The 26105-nt window shown below is 64.8% G+C and carries 30 protein-coding genes; 15 read left to right on the plus strand and 15 right to left on the minus strand.

Annotation, left to right across the window (positions count from 1 at the left end; translation table 11 throughout):
• Window positions 1–105: 105 nt before the first annotated feature.
• Window positions 106–1197: an AI-2E family transporter gene (locus AABA84_RS16320; protein ID WP_212249558.1), complete on the minus strand. Its 1092-nt coding sequence runs from the start codon at window positions 1195–1197 to the stop codon at window positions 106–108.
• 182 nt (window positions 1198–1379) lie between these two features.
• Here AABA84_RS16320 and AABA84_RS16325 point away from each other — a divergent pair, with 182 nt between their 5' ends.
• From AABA84_RS16325 to AABA84_RS16335, 3 genes are all read left to right on the plus strand, one after another.
• The gene (locus tag AABA84_RS16325) at window positions 1380–1556 is read left to right on the plus strand and encodes a hypothetical protein (RefSeq protein ID WP_338312505.1); all 177 of its coding nucleotides are present in this window, start codon (window positions 1380–1382) and stop codon (window positions 1554–1556) included.
• A gap of 153 nt (window positions 1557–1709) precedes the next feature.
• Window positions 1710–1937, plus strand: a complete 228-nt coding sequence (locus AABA84_RS16330; RefSeq protein WP_212249560.1) for a hypothetical protein — start codon at window positions 1710–1712, stop codon at window positions 1935–1937.
• A gap of 140 nt (window positions 1938–2077) precedes the next feature.
• Complete coding sequence (locus AABA84_RS16335; RefSeq protein WP_018317940.1) at window positions 2078–2380, plus strand: hypothetical protein; 303 nt, start codon at window positions 2078–2080, stop codon at window positions 2378–2380.
• Window positions 2381–2407: 27 nt separating this feature from the next.
• Here AABA84_RS16335 and AABA84_RS16340 read toward each other — a convergent pair whose 3' ends face one another.
• The 3 genes from AABA84_RS16340 to AABA84_RS16350 all read right to left on the minus strand — a co-directional run bounded on the left by AABA84_RS16340 (window position 2408) and on the right by AABA84_RS16350 (window position 3836).
• The gene (locus tag AABA84_RS16340) at window positions 2408–2839 is read right to left on the minus strand and encodes a hypothetical protein (RefSeq protein WP_212249561.1); all 432 of its coding nucleotides are present in this window, start codon (window positions 2837–2839) and stop codon (window positions 2408–2410) included.
• Between the two features lie 157 nt (window positions 2840–2996).
• Window positions 2997–3215 carry a hypothetical protein gene (locus AABA84_RS16345; protein WP_338312506.1) on the minus strand — a complete coding sequence of 73 codons (219 nt, stop codon included), beginning with the start codon at window positions 3213–3215 and terminating at the stop codon, window positions 2997–2999.
• 336 nt (window positions 3216–3551) lie between these two features.
• The gene (locus AABA84_RS16350; RefSeq protein WP_212249563.1) at window positions 3552–3836 is read right to left on the minus strand and encodes a hypothetical protein; all 285 of its coding nucleotides are present in this window, start codon (window positions 3834–3836) and stop codon (window positions 3552–3554) included.
• Between the two features lie 186 nt (window positions 3837–4022).
• On the opposite strand from AABA84_RS16350, the gene AABA84_RS16355 reads away from it, so the two are divergent.
• The 3 genes from AABA84_RS16355 to AABA84_RS16365 all read left to right on the plus strand — a co-directional run bounded on the left by AABA84_RS16355 (window position 4023) and on the right by AABA84_RS16365 (window position 5623).
• The gene (locus AABA84_RS16355) at window positions 4023–4610 is read left to right on the plus strand and encodes a formyltransferase family protein (protein ID WP_338312507.1); all 588 of its coding nucleotides are present in this window, start codon (window positions 4023–4025) and stop codon (window positions 4608–4610) included.
• 172 nt (window positions 4611–4782) lie between these two features.
• Window positions 4783–5133: a hypothetical protein gene (locus tag AABA84_RS16360; protein ID WP_212249566.1), complete on the plus strand. Its 351-nt coding sequence runs from the start codon at window positions 4783–4785 to the stop codon at window positions 5131–5133.
• On the plus strand, window positions 5078–5623 hold the full coding sequence (locus tag AABA84_RS16365; RefSeq protein ID WP_212249568.1) for a hypothetical protein: 546 nt from the start codon (window positions 5078–5080) through the stop codon (window positions 5621–5623). The genes AABA84_RS16360 and AABA84_RS16365 overlap by 56 nt, the downstream gene beginning before the upstream one ends.
• 51 nt (window positions 5624–5674) lie before the next feature.
• On the opposite strand, the gene AABA84_RS16370 is transcribed toward AABA84_RS16365, so the two are convergent.
• Window positions 5675–6073, minus strand: coding sequence for a RidA family protein (locus AABA84_RS16370; protein WP_212249570.1), 399 nt, complete (start codon window positions 6071–6073; stop codon window positions 5675–5677).
• A gap of 166 nt (window positions 6074–6239) precedes the next feature.
• Between AABA84_RS16370 and AABA84_RS16375 the strand changes: the two genes are divergently transcribed.
• Entirely contained in the window at window positions 6240–7115 is an 876-nt protein-coding gene (locus AABA84_RS16375; RefSeq protein WP_212249572.1) for a DMT family transporter, read from the plus strand.
• Window positions 7116–7316: 201 nt separating this feature from the next.
• Window positions 7317–8753: a caspase family protein gene (locus tag AABA84_RS16380; protein WP_338312508.1), complete on the plus strand. Its 1437-nt coding sequence runs from the start codon at window positions 7317–7319 to the stop codon at window positions 8751–8753.
• A gap of 239 nt (window positions 8754–8992) precedes the next feature.
• Here AABA84_RS16380 and AABA84_RS16385 read toward each other — a convergent pair whose 3' ends face one another.
• Together AABA84_RS16385 and cysK are read right to left on the minus strand one after the other, a co-directional pair.
• Window positions 8993–9235 (minus strand): BrnA antitoxin family protein, encoded by a 243-nt coding sequence (locus AABA84_RS16385; protein ID WP_028144522.1) that lies wholly within the window; start codon window positions 9233–9235, stop codon window positions 8993–8995.
• 3 nt (window positions 9236–9238) lie between these two features.
• Entirely contained in the window at window positions 9239–10216 is a 978-nt protein-coding gene (cysK, locus tag AABA84_RS16390; protein ID WP_212249575.1) for a cysteine synthase A, read from the minus strand.
• Between the two features lie 222 nt (window positions 10217–10438).
• Between cysK and AABA84_RS16395 the strand changes: the two genes are divergently transcribed.
• Window positions 10439–10657 carry a hypothetical protein gene (locus AABA84_RS16395; protein WP_212249577.1) on the plus strand — a complete coding sequence of 73 codons (219 nt, stop codon included), beginning with the start codon at window positions 10439–10441 and terminating at the stop codon, window positions 10655–10657.
• A gap of 10 nt (window positions 10658–10667) precedes the next feature.
• On the opposite strand, the gene tgt is transcribed toward AABA84_RS16395, so the two are convergent.
• Entirely contained in the window at window positions 10668–11813 is a 1146-nt protein-coding gene (tgt, locus tag AABA84_RS16400) for a tRNA guanosine(34) transglycosylase Tgt (protein ID WP_212249579.1), read from the minus strand.
• Window positions 11814–12017: 204 nt separating this feature from the next.
• Between tgt and AABA84_RS16405 the strand changes: the two genes are divergently transcribed.
• The 4 genes from AABA84_RS16405 to AABA84_RS16420 all read left to right on the plus strand — a co-directional run bounded on the left by AABA84_RS16405 (window position 12018) and on the right by AABA84_RS16420 (window position 16222).
• A complete protein-coding gene (locus AABA84_RS16405; RefSeq protein ID WP_338312509.1) occupies window positions 12018–13202 on the plus strand; it encodes a patatin-like phospholipase family protein in 1185 nt (394 codons plus the stop codon).
• Window positions 13203–13329: 127 nt separating this feature from the next.
• Window positions 13330–14076, plus strand: coding sequence for a TetR/AcrR family transcriptional regulator (locus AABA84_RS16410; RefSeq protein ID WP_212249724.1), 747 nt, complete (start codon window positions 13330–13332; stop codon window positions 14074–14076).
• Window positions 14077–14327: 251 nt separating this feature from the next.
• Window positions 14328–14930 carry a PepSY domain-containing protein gene (locus tag AABA84_RS16415; protein ID WP_338312510.1) on the plus strand — a complete coding sequence of 201 codons (603 nt, stop codon included), beginning with the start codon at window positions 14328–14330 and terminating at the stop codon, window positions 14928–14930.
• A 254-nt stretch (window positions 14931–15184) separates the two neighbouring features.
• On the plus strand, window positions 15185–16222 hold the full coding sequence (locus AABA84_RS16420) for an aspartate-semialdehyde dehydrogenase (protein WP_212249593.1): 1038 nt from the start codon (window positions 15185–15187) through the stop codon (window positions 16220–16222).
• Between the two features lie 142 nt (window positions 16223–16364).
• Here AABA84_RS16420 and queA read toward each other — a convergent pair whose 3' ends face one another.
• Genes queA through coaD form a run of 5 tightly spaced genes read right to left on the minus strand, consistent with a single transcriptional unit; the run spans window position 16365 to window position 19483 of the window.
• Window positions 16365–17456, minus strand: a complete 1092-nt coding sequence (gene queA, locus AABA84_RS16425; protein ID WP_338312511.1) for a tRNA preQ1(34) S-adenosylmethionine ribosyltransferase-isomerase QueA — start codon at window positions 17454–17456, stop codon at window positions 16365–16367.
• A 48-nt stretch (window positions 17457–17504) separates the two neighbouring features.
• A complete protein-coding gene (locus AABA84_RS16430) occupies window positions 17505–17969 on the minus strand; it encodes a peptidylprolyl isomerase (protein ID WP_028144513.1) in 465 nt (154 codons plus the stop codon).
• Window positions 17966–18376, minus strand: coding sequence for a hypothetical protein (locus AABA84_RS16435; RefSeq protein ID WP_212249597.1), 411 nt, complete (start codon window positions 18374–18376; stop codon window positions 17966–17968). The genes AABA84_RS16430 and AABA84_RS16435 overlap by 4 nt, the downstream gene beginning before the upstream one ends.
• 9 nt (window positions 18377–18385) lie before the next feature.
• Window positions 18386–18949 carry a peptidylprolyl isomerase gene (locus tag AABA84_RS16440; protein ID WP_212249599.1) on the minus strand — a complete coding sequence of 188 codons (564 nt, stop codon included), beginning with the start codon at window positions 18947–18949 and terminating at the stop codon, window positions 18386–18388.
• A 36-nt stretch (window positions 18950–18985) separates the two neighbouring features.
• A complete protein-coding gene (gene coaD / locus AABA84_RS16445) occupies window positions 18986–19483 on the minus strand; it encodes a pantetheine-phosphate adenylyltransferase (RefSeq protein ID WP_212249601.1) in 498 nt (165 codons plus the stop codon).
• Window positions 19484–19743: 260 nt separating this feature from the next.
• On the opposite strand from coaD, the gene AABA84_RS16450 reads away from it, so the two are divergent.
• Both AABA84_RS16450 and AABA84_RS16455 read left to right on the plus strand, forming a co-directional pair.
• Window positions 19744–20001: a hypothetical protein gene (locus tag AABA84_RS16450; protein WP_018317917.1), complete on the plus strand. Its 258-nt coding sequence runs from the start codon at window positions 19744–19746 to the stop codon at window positions 19999–20001.
• Between the two features lie 178 nt (window positions 20002–20179).
• The gene (locus AABA84_RS16455) at window positions 20180–22033 is read left to right on the plus strand and encodes a potassium transporter Kup (RefSeq protein ID WP_338312550.1); all 1854 of its coding nucleotides are present in this window, start codon (window positions 20180–20182) and stop codon (window positions 22031–22033) included.
• 57 nt (window positions 22034–22090) lie between these two features.
• Here the strand turns inward: AABA84_RS16455 and gyrA are convergent, their stop codons facing one another.
• On the minus strand, window positions 22091–24823 hold the full coding sequence (gene gyrA / locus AABA84_RS16460; protein ID WP_338312512.1) for a DNA gyrase subunit A: 2733 nt from the start codon (window positions 24821–24823) through the stop codon (window positions 22091–22093).
• 357 nt (window positions 24824–25180) lie between these two features.
• The gene (locus AABA84_RS16465; protein WP_338312513.1) at window positions 25181–25678 is read right to left on the minus strand and encodes a single-stranded DNA-binding protein; all 498 of its coding nucleotides are present in this window, start codon (window positions 25676–25678) and stop codon (window positions 25181–25183) included.
• Window positions 25679–26105: the final 427 nt, after the last annotated feature.

The raw sequence follows: 26105 nt of genomic DNA on the forward strand, positions 1-26105 counted from the left end.
CTTGTCTAGTCGAACAGACAAGTTCCCGGCACGTTTTGATCACAGGGCGCGATCCCTCGGGTCCTGGCGCGACACGGCGGAAAGATCGCGCGGTTCGAGGCGCGATCAGCCTTCGCCCGCCCCCGCCCCCGTCCGATCCTCAGTCCTGATCCAGGCCATCATCATCTCCCAGGCCACCGACAGGATGATCGGGCCGATGAACAGGCCGACGATGCCGTGGGCCAACGTGCCGCCGATCACGCCGACGAAGATCACGATGGTCGGCGTGGTCAGGCCACGCCCCATCACGAGCGGCTTCAACATGGTGTCGAGGAAGCCGACGACGACGAGAAACACGGTGAGCAGCAGCGCCGTGGTGACGTCTTTGGCGGTCCAGATCCAGATGATCACCGGCAGCAGCACGAGGAAGGCGCCGATCTGCACGATCGAGAGCAGCAGCACGATGAAGGCGAGAAGGCCGGCACTCGGCACGGCGGCGAGCTTGAAGCCGATGCCGGCGAGCAGCGCCTGCACGATCGCGACGCCGATCACGCCCTGCGCCACCGCGCGGATGGTCGCGCCCGCGAGCGACAGGAAATGCTCGCTCTGCTCGGGCACGATGCGAAACAGGAAACCGCGGCCGGCCGCAACCAGCCTCGGCCCGTGCGGAAACAAAAAGCCGGCCACGAACACCGAGACCAGAAATTGCAGCGTGCCGACGCCGGCATCGCCTGCGAGCGAGAGCAGCGGGCCCGCCAGCGGCTGCAGATACGGCGCCACCTCGCGCACCACCGCGCGGACGTTGGTGTAGGCCTGGTCCCAGAGCTCAAACAGCCAGGGACCGACGAGCGGCCATGATTTGAGCTGCTCGGGCGCGGCCTGAAGCGCCAGATCGCCGGTGCCGAGCTGACGCGCCAGCTCGCGCACGCCGTCCACCGCGCTGATGCCGAGCCAGGTTGCCGGGCCAATGACGATGCCGAGCGTGATCAGGGTCAGGATCACTGCTGCGGTCTTGGGCCGGCCGCCGAGGATTTTTGCGACCCAGCTGAAGGCCGGATAGAACGCGACCGCGAGCACACCGCTCCAGGCCAGGATCGGCACGAACGGGCGGATGATCAGGAAGGTCCAGATGATCAGCAGGGCGAGCAGGCCGAGCCGGATCACGAGCTGGATGACATCCTCTCCCGTCAGGAGCTGACGGAGACTTTTCACGGGCACTGCTTTCCTTGCGGCATGAACGCAACTTCCGTTGCTTGCGAGGCCTAGCCGTTATTGCCAGCAACGCATCCGGCGTCAAGGCGACTGGAACTGCCCGGGCCCACGATTAGGAACACATCGGGCCATTCCGCATTCGAAAGACGATGACAGACCCTCCCGGAGAATCCGATGCACGCGCAGGAATGCACCGCGGTATCCACTATTCCCTGAGGCCGAACGCCGCGCCGGGCTATTGGCAATATGCCTATGCGATTGGCGGCAGGGTCCGCTCCGGACGGGTGCAAGCCAGGCTGTGGCTGCTCGCGGTCAGGCGGGTGCAGATGCGCATCGACCGGGACATGCGAAGCGGCAGCTTCTGATCCGGCTGCGAAGCCGCGGATCTCGCATGGCCCGCGATGGCGGCGGCCGGGCTTGGCTAACGCCCGTTAACCGGATTTCCCCGCCCCGGTTTACGCCACTGCAAACGCCCGTGACTACCGTGGGTCGAGGTCAACAAGAAGCATTCCGTGCAAATGGCCAACAGCATCTGGACGATCGAAGAATTCACCTGTGCGGGTTGCGGTATGAACTACACCGCGACCAGGGAGGAGCACAGCGAAGCCCACACCGGCAGCTTCAAATGCAGCATCTGTAGCGGCGTGGTGCACGCCTGGTCCGGCAAGCATCATTTCTTCGGCTGGCAAGCCGTCAAGACGAGGCCGCCCGTGTTCGGCAAGCGCTGGGCCGGCGTCGAGTGGTAGGCTGTCAACGGCTCCCCGATTGCGCCGCGCCGGTCATCCGGGACGGACCGGAGGATCGGCCGAATTGCACCGGTGCCGTTTGGACTCCGTTCACCGATCGCCGCTAGATCAGGACGGATCCTCCGCGCCGAACAGCAGACATGGCCGACCTCAACGCCGTCCTTACCAGGCTCAACGACCGCCTGCTCCGCCTCGAGGGCGAGCTGTTCGTGCTGCGCTCGCTGGCACGCGCGACGCTGACGGCAGGCGACGACCATGCGGCGCGCATGCGCAAGCTGGTCGAAGCCGCAAAGATCGCGCTCGACGACGAGGCGAAACGCCCCCTCGACAAGCCGACGCGCAAATATGTCGATGCAGCCACCGCGCTGGTGGAGGAACTCCTGGTCGAGCCGACCCCGGCGCGGCCGCTGTTCACGGTCATCGACGGCGGCCGGCGCGACTGAGCGCGCCCGCCTTACCACGACGATCGATTATCGCCCGTACATGCCGGGCACGCGTGCGCCGTTCGGATAGCACTGCCCGCGCGAATAGTTGTAATCGTAGCCGTCCGGACAGAGCCCGCCGCGTCGTCCATAGGCTTCGGGACGCCCGTAAGCGCCGGGCCCGTGCGCCCCGTTCGGATAGCAGCTGCCGTTCGAGTAATTGTAGTCGTAACCGTGCGGACAGAGGCCGCCGCCGCGTTGGCGTCCGTAGTATTCGTGCGGCCCGGGATTCCGCGTGTAGACACCCGGCGCATGATAGTCGTTGGGGTAGCAGCGGCCGTTCGAGTGGTTGTAATCATAGCCGTCCGGGCATCGTCCGCCCGGAGCAGCCCTGAACTGAACTTGCTCCACCATGGGCTCAGGCGATGCCGCAGGCACGGTTGCAAATGCCAGCAGGCCAGCCAGCGCAAGCTCGATCATGACGTCTCCTCCAAAATCACGGGGACAAGCCTAGCAGGATTCGTGTCCCACGAAACGACCCGGGGATTAAGACATGGCCGGCCTGAACCATGCATGAACCGGTCTCGGACTGCGACGATGCGTCGTCCCCAATCCTCGCGAGCGCCCGCCTCCCCCGCTAGACCGTTTTGGAATTCTCCGCCTTGAGCCGGCTGAGGCCAGCCTCGATGATCGCGATCTCCTCGTCGATCTGGCCGATCGGCAGGTTGAAATCATAGCCGGACCTGCTCTTCAGATCGACCGCAAGGCGCTGCCTGTGCATCATCAGCTCGTCGAGCCCGCGCCGGTTCTTCAGCCGCACATAGGTGTCGACGATCTGCTCAATTGCGCTCGGCATGAAATTTGTCCCGGCGAAAAAGGCCCGCGCGGCGCACAAGGGCCGGCGGGACAATTTCGGTGTCGCGGTACGCAATACAAATCCGCGACGGATTCGTCGATACGCTGGGCTGGTTGAGATCGTGTTACCATGCGATGATTTTGTGATGCGTGGCACGAAAAGGCCGCTGGCGATGACGCCAGCGGCCAAAGCCGGGTTCGAAAACGGATGCGGGTTGAAATGTCGCCAGCCCCGGTGGGCGCACGTTAGCAGCCGGCCGGACATTCCTCTGTTAAAAACCAAACACAGGAACCGGCTTTATCGCCTGCTTGCCGGCCCATATTGGCCGCGGCAACGCTAGTCGGTGACGCAGAAATAGGTGCGCGGATATCTGCGATAGGCGCTGTAGCGATAGTAGGGCCGGTACGCGTAGCCGCGATAGAGCGCCGGCGGCTCCTCACCGTAATAGGCCCCGTGATAGAAATTGGTGACCGGCCCTTCGGCGCAGCGATAGGCGTCCCAGGTCGGCCCCACGAACGGCGCGACCCCGGTCTCGGGCGGCACAGCGGGGTATGGCCCGCCGGCATGGGCCGCAGGGGCCACAACCAGTGTCGCGAAAAGGAAAAGCCAGGCGTCTCGCATGCACTCGCTCCCGAGCCGTGCAACGCGCCTATGGAGCACCGGAACGGCCGCCCGCGCAATCGCGGAATCATCGCGCCCCGCGCCGGCACATTGTTGATAACCGGCGCAAACGCGCTGCGGGGGGTGACAGGGCGTCCGGACGTGTTATCGGGGGATGACGCAGTTGCGAGACCGGATCGGACACCCATGCGCATTACCCTCGTCGGCTCCCGCCATTTCGGCGTGACCACCCTGAACATGCTCCGGGAGCATGGCGTCTCGATTGTCCGGGTCGTCGTCGCTGATGCCGAGGATCGGCTCGCCACGACCGCCAAGGCGGCCGGCATCGAGGTCGCGGTCCAGGCCAATCCGAAGCTGGTGGTGGCCTCCGAGATTGCCCCCGATACCGATCTGATCATCACGGCGCACAGCCACGCCCGGATCGGCAAGGACGCGCTCGCCGCCGCCAAGTTCGGCGGGATCGGCTATCACCCCTCGCTGCTGCCGCGTCACCGCGGCAAGGCCGCCGTGGAATGGACCATCAAGGAAGGCGATCCGATCGCCGGCGGCACGATCTATCATCTCGCCGACCGCATGGACGCCGGCGCCATCGCCGCCCAGGACTGGTGCTTCGTCAAGAAGGGCGAGACCGCCCGCGAGCTCTGGGAGCGCGCGCTCGCTCCGCTCGGCCTCAAATTACTGGCCGACGTGATCGATTATGCCAAGGTCCACAAGGCGCTGCCGTCCAAGACTCAGGACGAGCAGTTCGCGACCTCTGCACCGAGTCTCTCCTGACGTTTACCCTTAACGTGAAGGGGCCTTGATTCCGCTTCGAAAATTGGAGTTGGGAACGCAAATAAACCATTGTTTCCACAGGAACAATTTTCAGTTTGGCATTGCAACAAATTTCCGTCACATTTCGTCCGAATAAGCGTCAGCATATCAGACAAATTCAAGGACGGAATTCATGCGTTTTGGTCGCATCGCGGCGTTCTGTGCCGCTTCAGTTTTGACTGGCACCCTCGCCGCTCCCGCCCTCGCCCAGAGCCCCTATGACGGCAACTGGCAGGTCATCATCGTCACCAAGAGCGGCACCTGCGAGCCGACCGCAAGCTCCATGCTGACAGTTGCCGACGGCAGGATCACCGCGCCCGGCGCTAACGTTTCCGGCACCATCGGCAGCGGGGGACTTGTGAAAGTTTCGATCAATGGTGCATATGCCAACGGTCAACTCAACGGCAACGCCGGATCGGGGAAGTGGAATGGAGCATCTGCAGGCATACCGTGCAGCGGGCGGTGGGAAGCATCGCGCCAGTAAACCAAGTGTGGCTCGCGCCCGGAACCGGCGGCTGCTGATTGCGGCCGCCGTTTTGTTTGCGGCAGGGATCGCCAACTCTGAAAGCAAGGCCCAGTCCGGTCCGTTTGCCCCGATGGCAGGAAGCTGGAGCGGCGGCGGCGTCGTCACGCTGGACGACGGTTCGACCGAGCGGATCCGCTGCCGTGCCAAATACGCCCCGATCGGCCCGACCATGGAAATGTCGCTGACCTGTGCCAGCGATGCCTACAAGTTCAACCTCGGAGCCAATGTCAGGGCCGAGGGCAGCGCCATCACCGGCAGCTGGTCCGAGGCCAGCCGCAACATCTCCGGCTCGCTCCAGGGCCGCGGCGGCGGCGGGAACTTCGAAGTGGTCGCCTCCGCGGCCGGCTTCAATGCCAACATCGCGCTGAAGACGAGCGGCAACAAGCAGACCGTCACCATGCGCGCGGACAGCCAGTTCCGCGGCGCCAACATCTCCATGTCGCGCTAAGCCGATACAGCCACATAAAATCGATCCGGCGCCCGCGCCGGATCGATTTTTTTATGCGTTCGGCACGAACGCCGTGACCTCGATCTCGACCTTGGCCCGCTCGTCCACGAGGCCGCCGATGTAGAGCAGCGTCGAAGGCGGGAAATTGCGTCCCAGCGTTTCCTTCCAGGCGGCGCCGATACCGGCAACGGCCGCTTCATATTCGCTGCGGCTGGTCAGATACCAGGTCAGGCGGACGATGTGCTCGGGGCCGGCGCCCGCCTCGCCCAGAAGCTTGATGATCCGCTTCAGTGCGGCTCCGACCTGCGCCGCCATGTCGGGCGCGTAGCTACCCGTCTCGTCGCCGCCGGTCTGGCCGGCCAGAACCACCCAGCGGCCAGGGCCTTCCGCCACAACGCCGTGAGAGAAGCCGCGCGGTTTTTTCCATTCGGCCGGCTGCAAGATCTGCATGAGCGGAGTTCTCCCATTTTTTGTCGTTGTTCGTTGATGCCTTAGCACGTCGCCCTGCATCGCTGCATCCGCAGATTTGGCCGTTGCAAACGGCGGCGATGTCGTCGATACCGGCCGTCCTTTCACGTTCCAACCTCCGGCCCCCTGCCCCCAAACCCACTGCCCAATGAGCGCGACACCGTCCAAAACGATGGCTGCCTTGTGGATGGCCGGCTGGCTGTCGCTGATGCTGGTCATGGCGGTTGCCGGGCGCGAGACCACGCGTGAGCTCAACGTCTTCCAGATCATGGAAGTGCGTTCGGTGATCGGTCTCACGCTGCTCCTGCCGCTCATCTACAGCGCCGGCGGCTTCAAGGCGGTCGCGACCAAACGCCTGCCGCAGCACCTTGCACGCAACGGGGTCCATTATTTCGCGCAGCTCGGCTGGTTCTACGCATTGACGCTGATCGGAATCGGCCAGGTCGTGGCGATCGAGTTCACCATGCCGATCTGGACTGCGGTGCTGGCCGCAACGTTCCTGTCTGAACGCATGACGGTCTGGAAGATCGCCGCCGTCGTGCTCGGCATCGTCGGCGTCGTCATGATCGTGCGGCCCGCCACCGGGGAGATCAATCCCGGCCAGCTGATCGCGCTCGGAGCCGCAATCGGCTTCAGCGTATCCATGATACTGGCGAAATCGCTGACCCGAACCGAGAGCGCATTATCGATCCTGTTCTGGATGATCATCGTGCAGATGGTCGTGGGCCTGCTGCCAACGCTCTATGTGTGGACCTGGCCGACATCCCATCTATGGGGATGGCTCTTCGTCATCGGTGTCTGCGGCACTTTCTCGCACTATTGCCTTGCCAGCGCGCTCCGATATGCCGACGCAACGATCGTGGTTCCCATGGACTTCCTCAGGGTTCCACTGACTGCGACGGCCGGCTGGCTGCTGTATTCCGAGCGGCTCGACGCCTGGACCGTGCTCGGCGCTGTGCTGATCCTGTGCGGCAATCTCCTGAATTTGAAGCCGGTCTCAGCGATTCCCGCCCGCGCGCGGTGAACCTCGTGCTGCCCCGCGCGACAAAACAAAGTGGCCGTGTGATTTGGATCACGTTGGGAAGCTTTCCCATCGTGCACATTCGGCCACACAGCAGCGGGTTGCACGCAACGGACCGCCGTTTTGGTGGCGCGAAGTCGGGCACTTCGTGTAGGTTCGTTGCCAATTCGTTGCTGCCTGCAATTCGATTCTGGGGATTTCAGAATGCGCTATCTCACCCTCCTCGCTTCGCTGATGTGCATGGCGCTGTCGGTCAGTGCCGCGAAGGCCGACCGTCGTGTCGCCTTCGTCGTCGGCAACGGTACCTACAAGAACGTCGCGCAATTGCCGAACCCGCCGATCGACGCCAAGGCGATGGCGGCGACGCTGCGCAATGTCGGCTTCGAGGTGATCGAAGGATCCAATCTCAGCCGCGACCAGATGACCGAGAAGCTGCTCGACTTCGGGCGCAAGGCGCAGGGCTCCGACATCGCGCTGTTTTATTATGCCGGCCACGGCATCGCCGTCAGCGGCACCAATTACCTGCTGCCCGTCGACGCCGACATCAAGTCCGAGATGGACGTCAAGCTGGGCGCCGCCATCAACATCGACCTGACGCTCGAGCAGACCATGGGCGACGCCAAGGTCAAGCTCGTCTTCCTCGATGCCTGCCGCGACAATCCGTTCGCCGCCAAGATCAAGTCGAACTCCGCGACGCGCAGCGTCAACGTGCAGAGCGGTCTCGCCGAGATGAAATCCGGTGAAGGCACTCTCATCGCGTTCGCCACCGGCCCCGGCCAGACCGCGCTCGACGGTCAGGAGGGCAACAACAGCCCGTTCACCCGTGCGCTGATCGACAACATCACCAAGCCCGGCATCGAGATCCAGCAGGCGATGACGTCGGTGCGCGCGCAGGTCAATGAAGAGACCCGCAAGGGTCAGCTGCCCTGGGGCCACACCAACCTCACCGGCTCGGTCTATCTCAACCAGGCTCCGACAACCCAGGTCGCCAACGCGGCACCGACGGCGGCTGGCAGCGTGCCGATGGCGGCCGGCGGCAACTCGGACGGCGTCGAGCTCGAATACTGGCGCTCGGTGAAAGAGTCCAACAAGCCGGAAGAGCTCAACGCCTATCTCGCCGCCTATCCGAACGGCCAGTTCAAGGCGCTGGCGCTGGCACGCCTTGCGGCCATCAAGAGCGGCCCCTCGACCGCGACGCGCACCCTCAACGCCGGTGTCGATCCCGCGACCTTCACCGACGAGGCCACCCAGGTCACCGAGGATCAGATCGGCCTCGACAAGACCCAGCGCCGCGACGTGCAGCGTCGCCTCACCGGGCTCGGCTTCGATACCAAGCAGACCGGCGTGTTCAGCGATGAGACCCGGACGGTGCTCAAACGCTGGCAGGCCGCGCGCGGTTATCCCTCATCGGGTTACCTCAACAAGCACCAGCACAAGGCCCTGATCTCGGAGGTCCAGGCCGCTCCGCCGACCGCGAGCGACAACAGCCAGAAGGCGGCCCGCCGTGCCGCCGCGCCCGCCGGCAGCAGCGCACCGGCACCGGCTCCGGCTCCCCAGCGCAGCAATCCCGGCGATGCAGCCGGCGCGGCCTTCGTGGGTGGCGTCGTCGGCGGCATGATGGGCGGCATGTTCCGCCGCTGAGACGAGCGGGATTGAAAACACCAAAGCCCGGCTCACGCCGGGCTTTTTCTTTTTTGCGACGATGCCGCCGCGGACTCCCTCATTGCGAGCGCAGCGAAGCAATCCAGAGTCTCTCCGCAGGAGCAGCCTGGATTGCTTCGTCGCAAGAGCTCCTCGCAATGACGAGGATAGAGATGTGCGCCAGGCGGATGTCACAGCCCGCGGAGAGACGCCGCTGCTCCGACGTGTCCAGCCGGAGCCTACTTCCCCGCGGCCTTGCGCAGCGCCTCGTTGATGCGGTCCTGCCAGCCGGGGCCGCCTTCCTGGAAGAACTCGAGCACGTCCTGGTCGATACGTAGCGTGACCTGCTCCTTGATCCCCGGCGCCACGTTCGGCTTCGGCGGCGCCGCGGCGACCTTGGCCGTCACCTTCTTGAACGCCGCCTCGGCCTCGGTCCTGGCATCGCCGAGTGTGCGCGGCCGCCTCGGGGGTTGATCCGCCATGTCCTAGATTCCCTCAAACAGTGCTGTCGAAAGATACCGCTCGGAGAAGGACGGCACGATGGCCAGGATGGTCTTTCCCGCCGCTTCCGGCCGCTTGCCGATCTCAAGCGCCGCAGCAATCGCCGCGCCCGAGGAGATGCCGCCCGGAATCCCCTCGTGCCGCGCCAGCGCGCGCGAGGTCTCGATCGCCGTCGTCGAGTTGATCTTCACGATCTCGTCGATCACCGCGCGATCGAGGATGTCAGGGACGAAGCCGGCGCCGATGCCCTGGATCTTGTGCGGCGTATGCTGTCCGCCCGACAGCACCGGGCTTTCCTCCGGCTCGACCGCGACCACGCGCAGTGAGGCCTTGCGCGGCTTGAGCACCTGGCCGACGCCGGTGATCGTGCCGCCGGTGCCAACGCCGGCCACGAAGAAATCGATGTTGCCGCCTGTGTCGTTCCAGATCTCCTCCGCGGTGGTGCGGCGGTGCACCTCGGGATTGGCGAGGTTCTTGAACTGCTGCGGCATCACCGAGTTCGGCGTCGTCTTCAACAGCTCCTCGGCGGCGGCGATCGCGCCTTTCATGCCCTGCGCCGCCGGCGTCAGCACCAGTTCGGCACCGAGAAAGGCCAGCATCTTGCGCCGCTCGATCGACATCGATTCCGGCATAACCAGCTTGAGGCGGTAGCCGCGCGAAGCCGCCACGAAGGCGAGCGCGATGCCGGTATTGCCGGAGGTCGGCTCGATCAGCACGGTGTCGGGCTTGACGATGCCCGCCTTCTCCATCGCGATGATCATCGCCGCGCCGATGCGGTCCTTCACGCTTGCGGCCGGATTGAAATATTCAAGTTTTGCCAAAATGGTCGCGTTCACGCCGTGCATGCCGGGCAGCCGGCGCAAGCGCACAGTCGGTGTATTGCCGAAGGCGTCGACGATCGAGTCGTAGATCCGGCCGCGGCCGGGTTGGTGCGCTGCACCCGTGGTGGACGATGCGTCCATGATGAACTCCCTGTGGCGAAAACTTGCGCTTCTACGCAGCTCATGCGCAGTTACGGATAGCCTGCGACGACACGCAAGCGACAATGCGGCACATGTTAAATACGCTGCATCGCAAAATCGCGTGAGCTTTAATTAGCAGAAAACCAACGCATTTGTGTTGCGACCTCGTCAACTGATTCTGCTTATGTTAGACTTAGGTCTCAAAGCAGGGAGGTCACCACGATGTCAGCAGTCGCTGAAGTGATGTCGACCGTAGCGCTAAGGCGTGATCCGCGTTGCAGCGAGTTGCCGACCTGTCCTGTTTGCGCCGACTCCATGGTCGCCGCCGAAGCATCCGCCTATGTCTCCGACCACGTCATCAGCTATCTCTGGACTTGCGACAATTGCGGCTACGGCTTCGTCACCAAGCACGCCGTGAAGCACCGGTTCGTATGCAACTAGCGCAGCTCCCCTAGCGCGGGGCGATATCGCCCCTCGCCCAGTCCGCGCGCGTACGCTGATAGAATTCGTCGAACCTTCCCTGTGCGATCGCGTCCCTGATGCCCTGCATCAGGAACTGGTAGTAAGCGATATTGATTTCGGACAGCAGCATCGCCCCCAGCGTCTCGCCCGCCTTGACGAGATGGTGCAGATAGGCGCGCGCGCAGTTGCGTGCCGACGGCCATGAGCTCTCCTCATCAAGCGGACGCGGATCGTCGGCGTGGCGCGCGTTGCGCAAATTCACCTGGCCGAAGCGCGTGAAGGCGACGCCGTGACGGCCGTTGCGCGTCGGCATCACGCAATCGAACATGTCGATGCCGCGCTTGACGGCTTCGAGGATGTCGTCGGGCGTGCCGACGCCCATCAGATAGCGCGGCCGCTGTGTCGGCAGCAGCGGCGCGGTCTCGTCGATCATCGCCAGCATCACCGCCTGCGGCTCGCCGACGGCAAGGCCGCCGATTGCATAACCATGGAAGCCGATCGCAACGAGACCTTGCGCGCTCTCATGGCGAAGCTGGGGTATGTCGCCGCCCTGCACGATTCCGAACAGCATGTAGCCGTCGGGCGCGCTCTCGAAGGCGCGCTTGCTTCGCTCGGCCCAGCGCAGCGACAATTGCATCGCACGCTCGATGTCGGCGCGCTCGGCCGGCAGCCGCACGCACTCGTCCATCTGCATGGCGATATCGGAGCCGAGCAAGCGCTGCACCTCGATCGAGCGCTCCGGCGACAGCTCGACCTTGGCGCCGTCAATATGCGAGCGGAAGGTGACGGCGTTCTCGGTAACCTTCCGCAGGTCCGACAGCGACATCACCTGGAAGCCACCGGAATCCGTCAGCATCGGCCCGTTCCAGCCGGTGAACCGCTGCAGGCCGCCGAGGCCGGCGATCCGCTCGGCGCTCGGACGCAGCATCAGGTGATAGGTGTTGCCGAGCACGATGTCGGCGCCGGCATCGCGCACCTCGCGCCAGTGCATGCCCTTCATGGCACCGGCGGTACCGACCGGCATGAAGGCGGGCGTACGCACCACGCCGTGAGGGGTGGTCAGGCGCCCGGTCCGCGCGGCGCCATCAGTGCCGAGCAATTCAAAGTGATTGGGAAGATCGTTGTCGGGATTCATGGCCGTGCTTATTGCGTGTCGGAGAAGGCCGATCAACCCGCCACGCGGCAGCCGGCGGGTGCTTCAGACTGGGACACGGCGGATTTTGGCGCCACCGCCCTTGTTAAACAAAACGATACAGTGTAGTTTTATCCTGGGGACTGGACGAGAATGCCGCGGCGAATCTGCCGGCGGCGGTAAATGCGTGATCGCCAGCCACCGACTATGCCCTTCCCTTCGTGTTCGACTGACGTCGCCGGCCGCCCGCATGACTGGATCAGGCAGACAGGCGGCCGCCTGACCGCATTTCTGGTCCTGGCCTGCAGCCTGATGCTCGGCGCCTGCACCTCGCTGCCCCGCACGCCCTATACAGCCGCAGAAGCCAGCACATCGCGCGTGCTGGATATCGACGGCCTCAGGCGCTACGCCGACGACCCCGTCACGAAATTCAGCTTCGAGAAGGACACCAGCACCGCGACGAAGTCCTATCTGGCGCTCTCCGGCGGCGGCGCCGATGGCGCCTATGGCGTTGGCGTTCTCAACGGCTGGACCGCGGCCAGAACCCGCCCCACCTTCTCCGTCGTCTCCGGCGTCAGCACCGGCGGCCTGATCGCGCCCTTTGCCTTCCTCGGCTCGCAATATGACGACACTTTGAAGGAGGTCTACACCAGCGGCATCGCCGAGAGCCTGTTGAACGATCCCAGCATCATGCGCGTGCTGTTCGGATCCGGCCTGTTCGGCAACACCAGGCTGCGCGAGCTCGTCGCCCGCTATGTCGGGCCGGAGATCATGGCGCAAGTCGCGCGCGAGAATGCCAAGGGTCGGAAGCTCCTGGTGGTGACGACCGATCTCGACACCCAGCGCACTGCGATCTGGGACATGGGCAAGATCGCCGCGGTCGGCACACCCGAGGCGCTGAAACTGTTTCGCGACGTGATGGCGGCCTCCGCCAGCATTCCCCTGGTGTTTCCGCCGATCATGATCGACGCCGAGGGCCAGGGCCGCAAGTTTCAGGAGATGCATGTCGACGGCGGCGTGACCGCCCCGGTGTTGACGCTGCCGGAAGCCCTGCTGTTCCAGGGCAGCCGCCTGCCCGGCAATGCGAAGATGGACATCTACATCCTCGTCAACAAGAAGATCGAACGCAATTTCGAGCTGGTCTCCAACGGCACCATCGATGTCGCCTCGCGCAGCCTGTCGGCGATCACCCAGTCGCAGACGCGCTCGATCATCTTCTCGACCTATGATTTCGCCAAACGCAACCGTCTCGGCTTCCACCTCTCCTACATCGCGCGCGAGTATCCGGCGCCGCCGTCGGAAGGCTTCGACACCGGCTATATGCGGGCGCTCTATCAATACGGTTATGACAAGGCCGCTGCCGGTCAGGCCTGGGGCTCGACGGTGCCGTGAGACGGAACGAGGCCCTGCCGAAACCGTTGACGATGCGGCCAATCCGGCCAGATTCGCGATGACGCCTCCGCTCCTGCGCGATATAGAGCGAATGACGACTGTCAGAAACGCGCAGGAATCACTGGGCATGGGATTGACTGCGACCAGGACGAGACCGGCAGCGCCGCGGCGCGAAGTGCCGAAATCCCGCGGCGGCCGGCCGACGAAAACCGCCGCCATCGAGCGCGACCTGCGGCTGATCGAAGTCGCCACCCGCCTGTTCCTGGACCGCGGCTTCGACGCCACCTCGCTGGACGCGGTCGCGGAAGCGGCCCGGGTCAGCAAGCCCACCGTCTATTCCCGCTACGGCGACAAGCGCGGCCTGTTTGCCGCCGTGCTGAGGCGCGAGATCGCGCGCTGGCTTGCGCCACTATCGGCCGCCGCCGAGACGCAGCTCTCTAGCGCCTCCGACATCTCGGTCGAGCAGCGGCTGGTCGAGATCGGGCGCGAGATGCTGACATTCACCTGCGGACCCGACGCTGTCGCCTTCAGCCGCATGATGACGTCACAGGCCATCAACTTCCCCGACGTTGCCAAGCTCGGCAAGGAGGAAGGCTGGATGAAAGCCGTCGCCACCACGGCACGTTTCTTCGACCGTCTGGTGGCGCAAGGCGCGCTCGACATCGAGGACACCACAATTGCCGCCGAGGTGTTTCTCGACGTGGTCGTCGGTCACACCCACCGCATGGCGACGTTCGGGACCGCGCTCGAATTGAAGGCCGCCGAAAAGCGGATGCGCACCGCCATCAAGCTGTTCCTCGCCGGTGCGCTAGGACCTGCCGACCGCGTCCAAAGCACCACCAAAGCCTCGTCGCGGCGACGCCCCACGCGCTGACAATTCCGTGAGATTGCGCGCTTTCCCCACGGGAAACCGCCTGCGCCGTTGACCAAAATAAAACGATACGGTATGGTTTAGTTATAAGCGATACGGACCGCTTTTTTCACCAGCCCCAAAGGTGGCCCGTACAGCTAGATCGCCGTGCCGGGTACAGCCCGCCCACGACGTTCCGCGGCCGGCCGACGCCCAAGGCCGGCCGCGAATTCTTTACGATCATCCGGCACACTCGCTGCCCGAGGGTTTCGAGCATGACGACAGCCAAACGACATATCTCGCGATTGCTTGCGACCGCCCTGTGCGCGCTCGTCCTCGCCGCACCGGCCCGGGCGATCGTGACCGCGGGCACGCCGACAGCCCTTCACAGCGACACAGATGGTGATGCCGAGGCCGACCGCCAGGCCGTCAGCCGCGAGATCGAGCGCTTCCGCAGCTCGTCGATCTCGATCAGCCAGGCCATGTCGATAGCCGAAGCCCGGCACGCCGGCGCCACCACGGCGGATGTGAGTTTCGACGGGGCCGCCGGGGTGCCGGTGTATCGGGTGAAGACCCTGCACAACGACCGGATCTGGCGCCACACCATCAATGCTTCGACCGGCGAGCTCATCGGCGGCGAAGCCGCCCTCCCCCTCGCCGAGCTCGACCACGAGGACCGCGACAACCTCGCAGCGCTCGGTGCGATCAGGCACCGCCTCGCCGATGCCGTGCGCGTCGCCGAACGCGCCGCCTCGGGCAAGGCGATCAGCGGCGGGCTGGTGCGCGAACGCGGCCGGCTGAACTTTTCGATCGTCGTCGTCAGCGGCGACGACCTCAAGGAGGTCACCCTCGAGCCGCCGGGCGCCAAAACGAAATAGCGGGTGCAAAATACCGCGAGTTCGGCCCCGGCATCGACCGGGGTGAAAAGCCATTGACGGGCGCAAAACTCTCCCGCATAAGTCGCCGCCATGTTCACGACCACCAAACGCACGACCAAAACCACCACGGCCCCAGGGGCCCGGGGAGGCGTGCGCGCGTAGTCGTCGACTAAAACGCATCAGCTCTACCGAAGCCCCGCCCTCGATGGTCCGGGGCTTTTTTGTTGCCTAAATCCCAGCTCAACCGAAATTCAATGGAGGACAAAGTGAGTAACGATCCCGTCGTCGCGATTGTCGGCGTCACCGGTGCAGTGGGCGCCGAATTCATCGCCACCATGGACAAGCGCGGCTTTCGCGTCGCCAAGCTGAAGGCGCTTGCCAGCGCCCGCTCGGCCGGCAAGACGGTGTCGTTCCGCGGCCAGCCGGTCGTCATCGAGGAGCTGACCGAGCGCTCGTTCGAAGGCGTCGATATCGCCCTGTTCTCCGCCGGCGGCAGCATCTCGAAGAAGTATGCGCCGATCGCGGTGAAGTCCGGCGCGGTCGTGGTCGACAATTCCTCCGCCTTCCGCATGGACCCGAACGTGCCGCTGGTGATCCCCGAGATCAACGCGAACCGGATCCGCGACCACAAGGGCATCATCGCCAACCCGAACTGCGCCGCGATCACCGCACTGGTGCCGCTGTGGCCGATCCATCAGAAGAACCGCATCAAGCGCGTCATCATCTCGACCTACCAGGCGGCCAGCGGCGCCGGCGCCGCCGCGATGGAGGAGCTCGTCGAATCCACCCGCGCCAATCTCAACGGGCAGGTCTATACGCCCAAGGTGATGCCGCACCCCTACGCGTTCAATCTCTTCAACCACAACACGGCCGTCGACCCTGACACCGGCTACAACGACGAAGAGACCAAGGTCATCAAGGAGACCCGCAAGATCTTCGAGGACGAGAGGATCGCGATCGGTGTCACCTGCGTGCGCGTGCCGGTGCTGCGCGCCCATTGCGAGGCCATCACCTTCGAATGCGAGAAGGAGATCACCGAGGACCAGGTCCGCGCCATCATGGCCCGGGCGCCCGGCGTGAAGGTCGTCGACGACCGCGTCAAGAACTACTTCCCGATGCCGATCGACGCCTCAGGCCAGGACGACGTCCTGGTCGGCCGCATCCGCAAGGACCTCAGCGATCCCTCCGGGCATTCGATCTCGATGTTCGTGGCAGCCGATCAGCTGCTCAAGGGCGCGGCGCTGAACGCGGTGCAGATCGCGGAGCTGTTGCCGCAGCGGGTGATGGCGTAACCGAGCACGCCCGTCGATCCGTCATCCTGAGGTGCGAGTGGCGCGATGCGTTCAGCATCGCGCCGCGAGCCTCGAAGGATGAACGGCCGAGATGCCGCGGCCGGGCCGTCGCCCTTCGAGACTCGCCGAAGAGGCGAGCACCTCAGGGTGACGGGGATGGATTTGGCTCTGCCCGAAACAACAAGCACGCATCGCCATACGAATAGAACCGATACTCGCTTGCGATCGCATGTGCATAGGCCTGCTTCATCGTCTCCAGCCCTGCAAACGCCGACACCAGCATGAACAGCGTCGACTTCGGCAAATGGAAATTCGTCAGCAGGACATCGACCGCGCGGAAGCGGTAGCCGGGCGTGATGAAGATCGAGGTCTCGGCTGCGAAGGGCTGGATGGTGCCGTCCTCGCACGCTGCGCTCTCGAGCAGCCGCAACGACGTGGTGCCGACGGCGACGATGCGGCCGCCGTTCTTCCGCCCGCTGTTGAGGCGCTCCGCCGTCTCGGCGGAGATCGTGCCCCACTCGGCGTGCATCTTGTGGCCTTCGGTGTCGTCCACCTTCACCGGCAGGAAGGTCCCTGCCCCGACATGCAGCGTGACCTGGTTGATTCCGACGCCACGCGCGCGCAGCGCCTGCTCCAGTGCCGGGGTGAAATGAAGTCCAGCCGTCGGCGCTGCGACCGCGCCCTCGTTCGCCGCGAACATGGTCTGGTAGTCGGCGAGGTCCTGGTCGTCGGGCGTGCGCTTGGAGGCGATGTAGGGCGGCAGCGGCGGGCTGCCGAGGTCGGCGATGGCCTGATCCAGCGCCGGGCCGTGGAACGAGAACGACAGCGTCACCTCGCCCTCGATGCCCTTGGCCTCGACCTCGGCATCGAGATGGCCGAGCAGGCAGACCTTGCCCTCGTTGCCGAAGCGGATGCGGTCGCCGGCGACGAGCTTCTTCGCGGGCTTCACCAGCGCCTGCCAGCGCGAGCCGTCGAGCCGCTTGATCAGCGTCGCCTCGATCTTCGGCTCGGTCTCACGCCCGATGCGGCGGCCCCTGAGCTGCGCCGCGATCACCTTGGTGTCGTTGACGACGAGCTGGTCGCCCGGCTTCAGCCATTGCGGCAGGTCGGCAATGGTCTGGTCGCGTAACGCGCCGTTCTCCACGACCAGCATCTTCGCGGAGTCGCGCGGGCTCGCCGGGCGCAACGCGATGCGCTCGGCGGGCAGGTCGAAATCGAACAGATCGGTGCGCACGTTCGGTACCTTGTCATGCCCCGCGAAAGCGGGGCATGACGGCAGTCATCACTCAGCGTCCGCGGCCATCCGCGCCTTGACGATCTTGTCGGGGTTCTGCACCGGCTCGCCGCGCTTGATCTTGTCGACGTTCTCCATGCCCTCGGTGACCTTGCCCCACACCGTGTACTGGTTGTCGAGGAAGCGGGCGTCGTCGAAGCAGATGAAGAACTGGCTGTCGCCGGAATCCGGGCTCGCGGCGCGCGCCATCGAGGTGGTGCCGCGCACATGCGGCTCCTTGTTGAACTCGGCCTTCAGCTTCTTGCCCGAGCCGCCGGTGCCGGTGCCCTGCGGGCAGCCGGTCTGCGCCATGAAGCCGTCGATCACGCGGTGGAACACGATGCCGTCGTAGAAGCCCTCGCGGACCAGTTCCTTGATGCGCGCGACATGGCCGGGCGCGAGGTCGGGCCGCATCTCGATGGTGACGGGCCCCTGCGTGGTCTCGAGGATCAGGGTGTTTTCGGTGGCGCTCATGCTCGTCTCTCTTGCGTTGGAGGTGAAGTTTTCCGGTTGCGGAACTGGATCGCGAATGGACGTCCCGCAGCGGCGCCGGCCATTGCATCGGTAAATGGCATCGGCGTGCAGCGTTGCAACGCCTCCATCACCGCGATCCGGTATTGCAGCCGGTCATTGTCGGAGGCCTCCGCGGATTCATAGGAGATCCTCGGATGGCCCAGAATGTCGCCGGACCGGTTAAAGCTCACGACGACGGTGATGTCGAGTGGGCGGGCCTTGGCGGCCGGCGGCGGTTTCCAGCAGGTGCGCAGATGCCGGAAGATGTCCTGGATGGTGTTGACCTGCCCATCCTCGGCGGCCGCACTGGACACGCCGAGCAACAGCACGGCGGCAACCAGCAGGAGCTTGTCGCCACAGCGCGCCATCGCCGTCTCCTATTTGATGTCGGAGGCGACCTGCACCTTCACCATCTTGTCGGGATCGGTCACGGCACCGCCGGGAGAGCCGGGAGGAGCCTTCTTCAGCTTGTCGACGACGTCCATGCCCTGCACGACCTCGCCGATCACGGTGTACTGATTATCGAGGCTGCCGCCGTCGGCGAACATGATGAAGAATTGCGAGTTGGCGCTGTCGACGCTGTCGCCGCGCCGGGCCATGCCGACGATGCCGCGCGCGAAATGCACCTTGGAGAATTCCTGCTTCAGGTTCGGATATTTCGATCCGCCGGTGCCGTTGAATTTCTCGCCGTCGCCGGTCTGCGCCATGAAGCCGTCCATGACCCGGTGGAACGGCACGTTGTTGTAATAGCCCTCGCGCGCGAGCTGCTTGATGCGCTCGGCATGCTGGGGCGCGATATCGGCGCGCAGCTTGATGACGATGCGGCCCTTGGTGGTGTCGATGACGATGGCGTTGGCCTTGTCGAGGTTGGCCGGCAATTGCTGCGCCACCGCCGGCACCGCGAACAGAAGCGCGGCAAGAACTGCGAGAATTCGGATCATGACAACTCCGGATCAGAGAGAAGAGGAAGCGCGCCGTTACGCGGCGAATTTTGCCTTGAGCTGTGCCGCGACCTGCGGCGGGACGAAGGCCGAGACGTCCCCGCCCATGCCGGCGATCTGGCGCACCAAAGTGGCGGTGATCGGGCGAACCATCGGAGAGGCCGGCAGGAAGACCGTATGCACTTCCGGCGCCATCGCCTCGTTCATGCCGGCGAGCTGCATCTCGTAGTCGAGGTCGGTGCCGTCACGCAGGCCCCGAATCATGATCGTCGCACCGTGCTTGCGTGCCGCGGTCACCGACAGATCGTCAAAGGTCACGGCCTCGAGCACGCAACCGGCCTGCGCCGCGATCGGGCCGCAGACGTCATGAAGCATCTTGAGCCGCTCCTCCGTGGAGAACAGCGGCTTCTTGCCGGGGTGGACCCCGATCGCGACCACGAGCCGGTCGCACAGCGAAACGCTGTGCCGGACCACGTCCAGATGGCCGTTGGTGATGGGGTCGAAGGAACCGGGATAGAAGGCAATGCGCGGCATGGCCCCCTCCTACCGCGCCCGGCCCGGCCCGGCAAGCCGGGCCGGTTCCCCGGCCAAATCCTACCGAAATATCCCGCAGGCCATGTCGGCAATGGCCGTTTGTTTCGTCCCTCGGGCAACCACGAAACAAAGGGGCGCGGCCAAGAAACCATTTCCCGTGCCGGCGAAGACGTCCGGAAACTGGCCATGGTTACTAATCCGGCCAACGAATGACGGGCCGCACACTGGGCGTAGGCGGCCGCATCACAGGGGACTGTCAAATGATCAAGGCTCTCTCAGCGATCGCTCTGTCTGCGTGTGTCGCCGCCGCCCTTACCCTCCTGCCCGGCTTTGCCCCGAGCGTCGAGGCCAGCGTGCCGCAGCCGCTGGCCAAGAGCGACCGGCTCGACATCCGGGCCATCGGCAAGGACTGCTCGCAGCAGGCCTGGCCGAATTTCGAAGCCTCATGTCTGCGCAAGGCCGGCACCAAGGCAAACGTCCGCGAGGCGCGCCTCGTGACCGCGAACCGTACCCCGTAGGCTGGCCTGTCAGCTTCACGTCACATAATCCCGATGGAGTTTTGCGACGTCTCGTCGCAGACTGTGTTGCTCGCGCCCGGCGGAATGGCCCGTCGGGCGCGATCCCATCGGGGGGTTGTCATTGTCCAGTACGCCCGCTGTCGCTTCCGGCCACCATCCTGATCCGCTACCGCTTGCCATGACCATGGGCGCCCTCGGGGTGGTCTATGGCGATATCGGTACCAGCCCGCTCTATGCCCTGAAGGAAGCCGCCAAGGCGGCTGCCCACGGCGGCACGCTTCATCACGACGCTGTCCTGGGGATCGCCTCGCTGATCCTCTGGGCGCTGCTGCTGATCATCTCCCTCAAATATGCCCTGTTGATCCTGCGGGCCGATAACCGCGGCGAAGGCGGCATCGTGGCGCTACTCGCCCTGCTCCACGCCCGCCACGCCCAGCCCGGCACCTGGCGCGCCCATCTGCTCGTCGTCGGTCTCGTCGGCGCCGCGCTGCTTTACGGCGATGGCGCGATCACGCCCGCGATCTCGGTGCTCTCGGCCATCGAAGGCCTCAAGGTCGACGCGCCCTCGCTTGCGCCCGTCGTGGTGCCCGTGACCGTCACCATCCTGATCGGCCTGTTCATGATGCAGAAGCAGGGCACCGGTTTCATCGGCCGCATCTTCGGACCGGTGATGCTGGCCTGGTTCGTCGTGCTCGCCGCGCTCGGCATCCACGGCATCGTCAAGGCGCCGGCGGTGCTGGCGGCGCTCAGCCCGTTTTATGCGTTCAATTTCCTGATCCACCAGGATTTCCACGTCTCCTTCGGCATTCTCGGCGCGGCCTTCCTCGCGGTGACCGGCGGCGAGGCCATGTATGCCGACATGGGCCATTTCGGCCGCCTGCCGATCCGCCTCGCCTGGTTCGCGATCTGCCTGCCCGCGCTGGTGCTGAACTATTTCGGCCAGGCCGCGCTCTTGATCACCGATCCCACGATGATCGAGAACCCGTTCTTCCAGCTCTGCCCCGACGCCCTGCACTATCTGCTGGTCGCGTTCTCGGCGGTCGCGACCGTGATCGCCTCGCAGGCGATCATCTCCGGCGTGTTCTCGCTGACGCAGCAGTCGATCCAGCTCGGCTTCCTGCCGCGCATGCAGATCCGCCATACCACCAGCGATGCGATCGGCCAGATCTACGTGCCGCTGGTGAACTGGCTGCTTGCGGCGGCAACACTGGGTGCCGTCCTGAACTTCGGCTCCTCGGACGCCCTTGCCGGCGCCTATGGCATCGCGGTCTCGCTGCTGATGGCGATCACGACGCTGCTGGCCGCGCTGGTCGCGATCCAGTGGGGCTTTTCGCCCTGGCTTGTCGTTGCCGTGAACGGCTTCTTCTTCGTGATCGATCTCATCTTCTTCTCGGCGAACTCGGTCAAGCTTTTCGAGGGCGGCTGGTTTCCGCTGCTGCTCGCCGGCCTCGTCGCCTTCCTGATGCTGACCTGGCGCGCCGGCGTGAAGCTGGTCGAGGCCGCCCGCGCCAAGCTGCGCCAGCCGGAGGAAGATCTGATCGAGACCGCGGTCAACAAATGCAGCGCAAGGCTGCCCGGGACCGCCGTCTTCCTGGCATCCGCACCGCGCGGCGTGCCGCTCGCGCTGACGCAGTTCGTCAAGCACAACCGCGTGCTGCACGAACGCGTGCTGCTGGTCACCGTGCTGATCGAGGAGCTTCCGCACATCGCGGACGAAGACCGCGCCGACGTGATCGATATCATTCCCGGCATCACCCGCGTCATCCTGCACTACGGCTTCATGCAGAACCCGACGATCTATGAGGGACTGAACCTCGTCTGCCGCCAGAGCAAGCTGCCCGGCATCGACCTTTCCGACATCACCTATTACGTCGGCCGCGAGACCATCATCCCGCGCGAGGACGTCCCGGGCATGTGGGTCTGGCGCGAAGGCGTGTTCGCCTTCCTGCAGCGCAATGCCGAACGCTCCGCCGCGTTCTTCGGCGTGCCGACCAAGCAGGTGGTGGAGTTCGGCACGGAGCTGGAGATTTAGCTTCGCGAATAGTGAGTGGCGAATAGCGAATAGAGCCGCAAACCCTATTCGCTAATCCTATTCGCCATTCGCCCCATTCCCGCTCTCCGCCTCTTCCGTGATGTGCTCGACCGACACCACGTGCTCGTCCTCGGCGGTGTCGAACACGATGACGCCCTGCGTCGAGCGGCCGGCGATGCGGATGCCTTCGACCGGGCAGCGGATCAGCTGGCCCTTGTCGGTGACCAGCATGATTTGATCAGCGTCCTCCACCGGGAACGACGCCACGAGGTTGCCGTTGCGGTTGTTGACGCTCATGGCGACGATGCCTTTGCCGCCGCGGCCGGTGGTGCGGTACTCGTAGGACGAGGTCCGCTTGCCATAGCCGTTGACGGAGACGGTGAGCACGACCTGCTCGGCCGCCGACATCTCGATATAGCGCTCCTGGGCGAGCTGGAAGCTGCCGGAGGTCTCCTCGGCCTCTGCGTCAGCTGCCGCCTCCTCCGCCGCGGCTTCGCCGGCGACCGCGCGGCGCATCTTCAAATAGGCCGAGCGCTCGTCCGAGGTGGTCTCGACATGGCGCAGGATCGCCAGCGAGATCACCTTGTCGCCCTCGCCGAGCGCGATGCCCCGCACGCCCATCGAGGTGCGCCCGGTGAACACGCGCACGTCGGTGACGGGGAAGCGGATGCACTGGCCGCCAGCGCCGGTCAGCAGCACGTCATCGCGCTCGGTGCAGATCTGCACGTCGACGATCGCTTCATTCTCGTCGAGCTTCATGGCGATGATGCCGGAGCGGCGGACATCGACGAAGTCCGACAGCTTGTTGCGCCGGACATTGCCGCCCGTGGTGGCGAACATCACGTCGAGGTTGCCCCAGGTGGATTCGTCCTCGGGCAGCGGCATGATGGTGGTGATGCGCTCGCCCTGCTCCAGCGGCAGGATGTTGATCAGCGCCTTGCCGCGCGCGTTCGGCGCGGCCATCGGCAGACGCCAGACCTTCTCCTTGTAGACCTGGCCGCGCGAGGAGAAGAACAGCACCGGCGTGTGCGTGGAAGCCACGAACAGGCGACTGACAAAGTCCTCGTCGCGGGTCTGCATGCCGGCGCGGCCCTTGCCGCCGCGGCGCTGCGCCCGGTAGGCCGACAGCGGCACGCGCTTGACGTAGCCGGCGTGGGACACCGTGACGACCATGTCCTCGCGCTGGATCAGGTCCTCGTCCTCGACCTCGCCTTCCTGCTCGATGATGACGGTGCGCCGCGGGGTGGCGAACTCGGCCTTCACCTCGGCAAGCTCGGTCTTGATGATATTGAGCACGCGCTCGCGCGAGCGCAGGATGTCGAGATAATCGGCGATCTCACCGGCAAGCTTGTCGAGCTCGTCGCGGATTTCGTCGCGGCCGAGGGCGGTGAGGCGCTGAAGACGCAGATCGAGAATGGCCCTCGCCTGCTCCATCGACAGCCGGATCGTGCCATCCGCGCTGATGCGGTGACGCGGATCGTCGATCAGCGTCAGCATGTCCTCGACGTCCCGGGCCGGCCAGTCGCGCGACATCAGGGTGTCGCGCGCAGTGGTCGGATCCGGCGAGGTCCGGATGACGCGGATCATCTCGTCGATGTTGGCCACCGCGATCGCCAGACCAACCAAAATATGGGCGCGGTCGCGCGCCTTGGCGAGCAGGTACTTGGTGCGCCGCGTGACGACCCGTTCACGGAAGTCGACGAAGATCGCGAGCAGGTCCTTCAGATGCATGATCCGCGGACGGCCGCTGTCGAGCGCCACCATGTTGACGCCGAAGCTGGTCTGCAGCGGCGTGAATCTGTAGAGCTGATTCAGCACCACATCCGGCACGGCGTCGCGCTTCAGTTCGATGACGACGCGGTAGCCGTCGCGGTCCGATTCGTCGCGCAGGTCGCCGATGCCCTCGATCTTCTTTTCCTTCACCAGCTCGGCGATTCGCTCGACCATCGTCGCCTTGTTCACCTGGTAGGGAATCTCGGTGATGATGATCGCCTCGCGCTCCTTGCGAATGGTCTCGATCGCGACCTTGCCGCGCATGACGACCGAGCCGCGGCCGAGGTGATAGGCGGCGCGGATGCCCGCGCGTCCGAGAATGACGCCGCCGGTCGGGAAATCCGGTCCCGGCACGATGTTGATGAGCTCGTCGATGGTGAGCGCGGGGTTGTCGATCAGCGCGACGCAGGCGTCGATGACCTCGCCGAGATTGTGCGGCGGGATATTGGTCGCCATGCCGACCGCGATGCCGCCGGCGCCGTTGACGAGAAGGTTCGGGAACTTGGCCGGCAAGACCGACGGTTCGGTCTCGTTGTTGTCGTAGTTCGGCTGGAAGTCGACGGTGTCCTTGTCGATGTCGGCCAGCAGGGCCAGCGCGGCCTTGGTCAGGCGCGCTTCGGTATAACGATAGGCAGCCGGCGGATCGCCGTCGACCGAGCCGAAATTGCCCTGGCCGTCGATCAGCGGCACCCGCATCGAGAAGTCCTGCGCCATGCGGACCATGGCGTCGTAAATCGACTGGTCGCCGTGCGGGTGATACTTACCGATGACGTCACCGACCACGCGGGCGGATTTGACGTACTTCTTGTCGGGCGTGTGCCCCTGCTCGTTCATCGAGAACAGGATGCGGCGGTGCACCGGCTTCAGACCGTCCCGGGCATCGGGCAGCGCCCGCGCCACGATCACGCTCATGGCGTAGTCGAGATAGGACTTCTTCATCTCCTCGAAGATGGAGACGGGGCGAATATCCGAGGGTTGCCCCGGCTGGTCGCCGGGCTTGTCGTCGTCGTCAGCCAAGGGGAAATCCGGTGAGGTTTTATCTGGGAATCATATAGCGCATCGAGCCCCTGATAACCACCCTCGCGGGCTCCAGGGAAGCGCTTTTTCCGCTTATTTTTCCAATAGCTTACGGCCTTGCGGGGAGCGTCTCGGATGGGCCTGGAACAGGCCTTCCAAAATCGCCTCCGAGACCTCGTCAATCGCGCCGCCACACGCCCCGTCGAGGTGTTTTCCCTGGCGCAATCCGCGTTCAACCCAAACATGAAGCGGGCCCGGAAATCCCGAGCCCTTGCTACCGATTAGTAAGGTTTGCTGACACGACGTGGGAAGGCGCCGCTCAGCCGGCCAGCGCCCCCCTCATCGTCCGATCCGGGCTCAGAACGGGATATCGTCGTCCATGTCGCTGTTGCGGCCACCGCCGCCGGCGGCCACGGGACGGCGCGGTGCGCTGCTGACGGGGCTGGAGGAGCCGAAATCGCCGCCGGGCTCGTCGCCGAAGCTGCCGCCACCTCCGCCACCGCCGCGGCCGTCGAGCATCGTGAGCGTCGAGTTGAAGCCCTGGAGCACGACCTCGGTCGAGTACTTCTCGACGCCGCTCTGGTCGGTCCATTTGCGGGTCTGCAGCGCGCCCTCGATGTAAACCTTCGCGCCCTTCTTCAGGTACTGCTCGGCGACCTTGCAGAGCCCTTCATTGAAGATCACGACGCGGTGCCACTCGGTCTTTTCCTTGCGCTCGCCGCTGTTCTTGTCGCGCCAGGTCTCGGAGGTGGCGATGCTCAGATTCGCGATCGGCCGCCCGTCCTGGGTGCGGCGGATTTCAGGATCCTTGCCGAGATTTCCAACCAGAATGACCTTGTTGACGCTTCCCGCCATCGCCGCTCTCCACTCCGAATGCCACTGAATTTCCTAAGGCCGAGCGCGCTATTCGCGTTCCTCTGCGCCTTGTTGAGACGACCCTATACGCTTGCAGGCGCCGCTCAGCCCGTCACCCCCAAGGTTATCCCCATATATAGCACCGACCGGCGATTTGTTCCAGATTTGTTCCTGCAGACATTACTGCCAAATGTGGAGACGGGGTGGCGCCTAAATGGCGCTGTGATGGCAAATGGAGATGGAACCAAACCGGGTTCCCGTGAATGATAAAAACCACTTAACATTCATTAAGTTAAGGGCAGGTCGATTGCTCCTAGCTGTTGCGCTCCGGTCACGGACTTTGCCGCCCAATCGAGCTATCGTCGTGCCTGGAATTGATGCAATGGGCCTCGCGCCTGATCGTCCGCCTTGGGGAACTCAGAGAGGC

The sequence above is a fragment of the Bradyrhizobium sp. TM239 genome (genome assembly GCF_036247985.1).
GTDB classification, from domain to species: Bacteria; Pseudomonadota; Alphaproteobacteria; order Rhizobiales; family Xanthobacteraceae; genus Bradyrhizobium; species Bradyrhizobium ottawaense.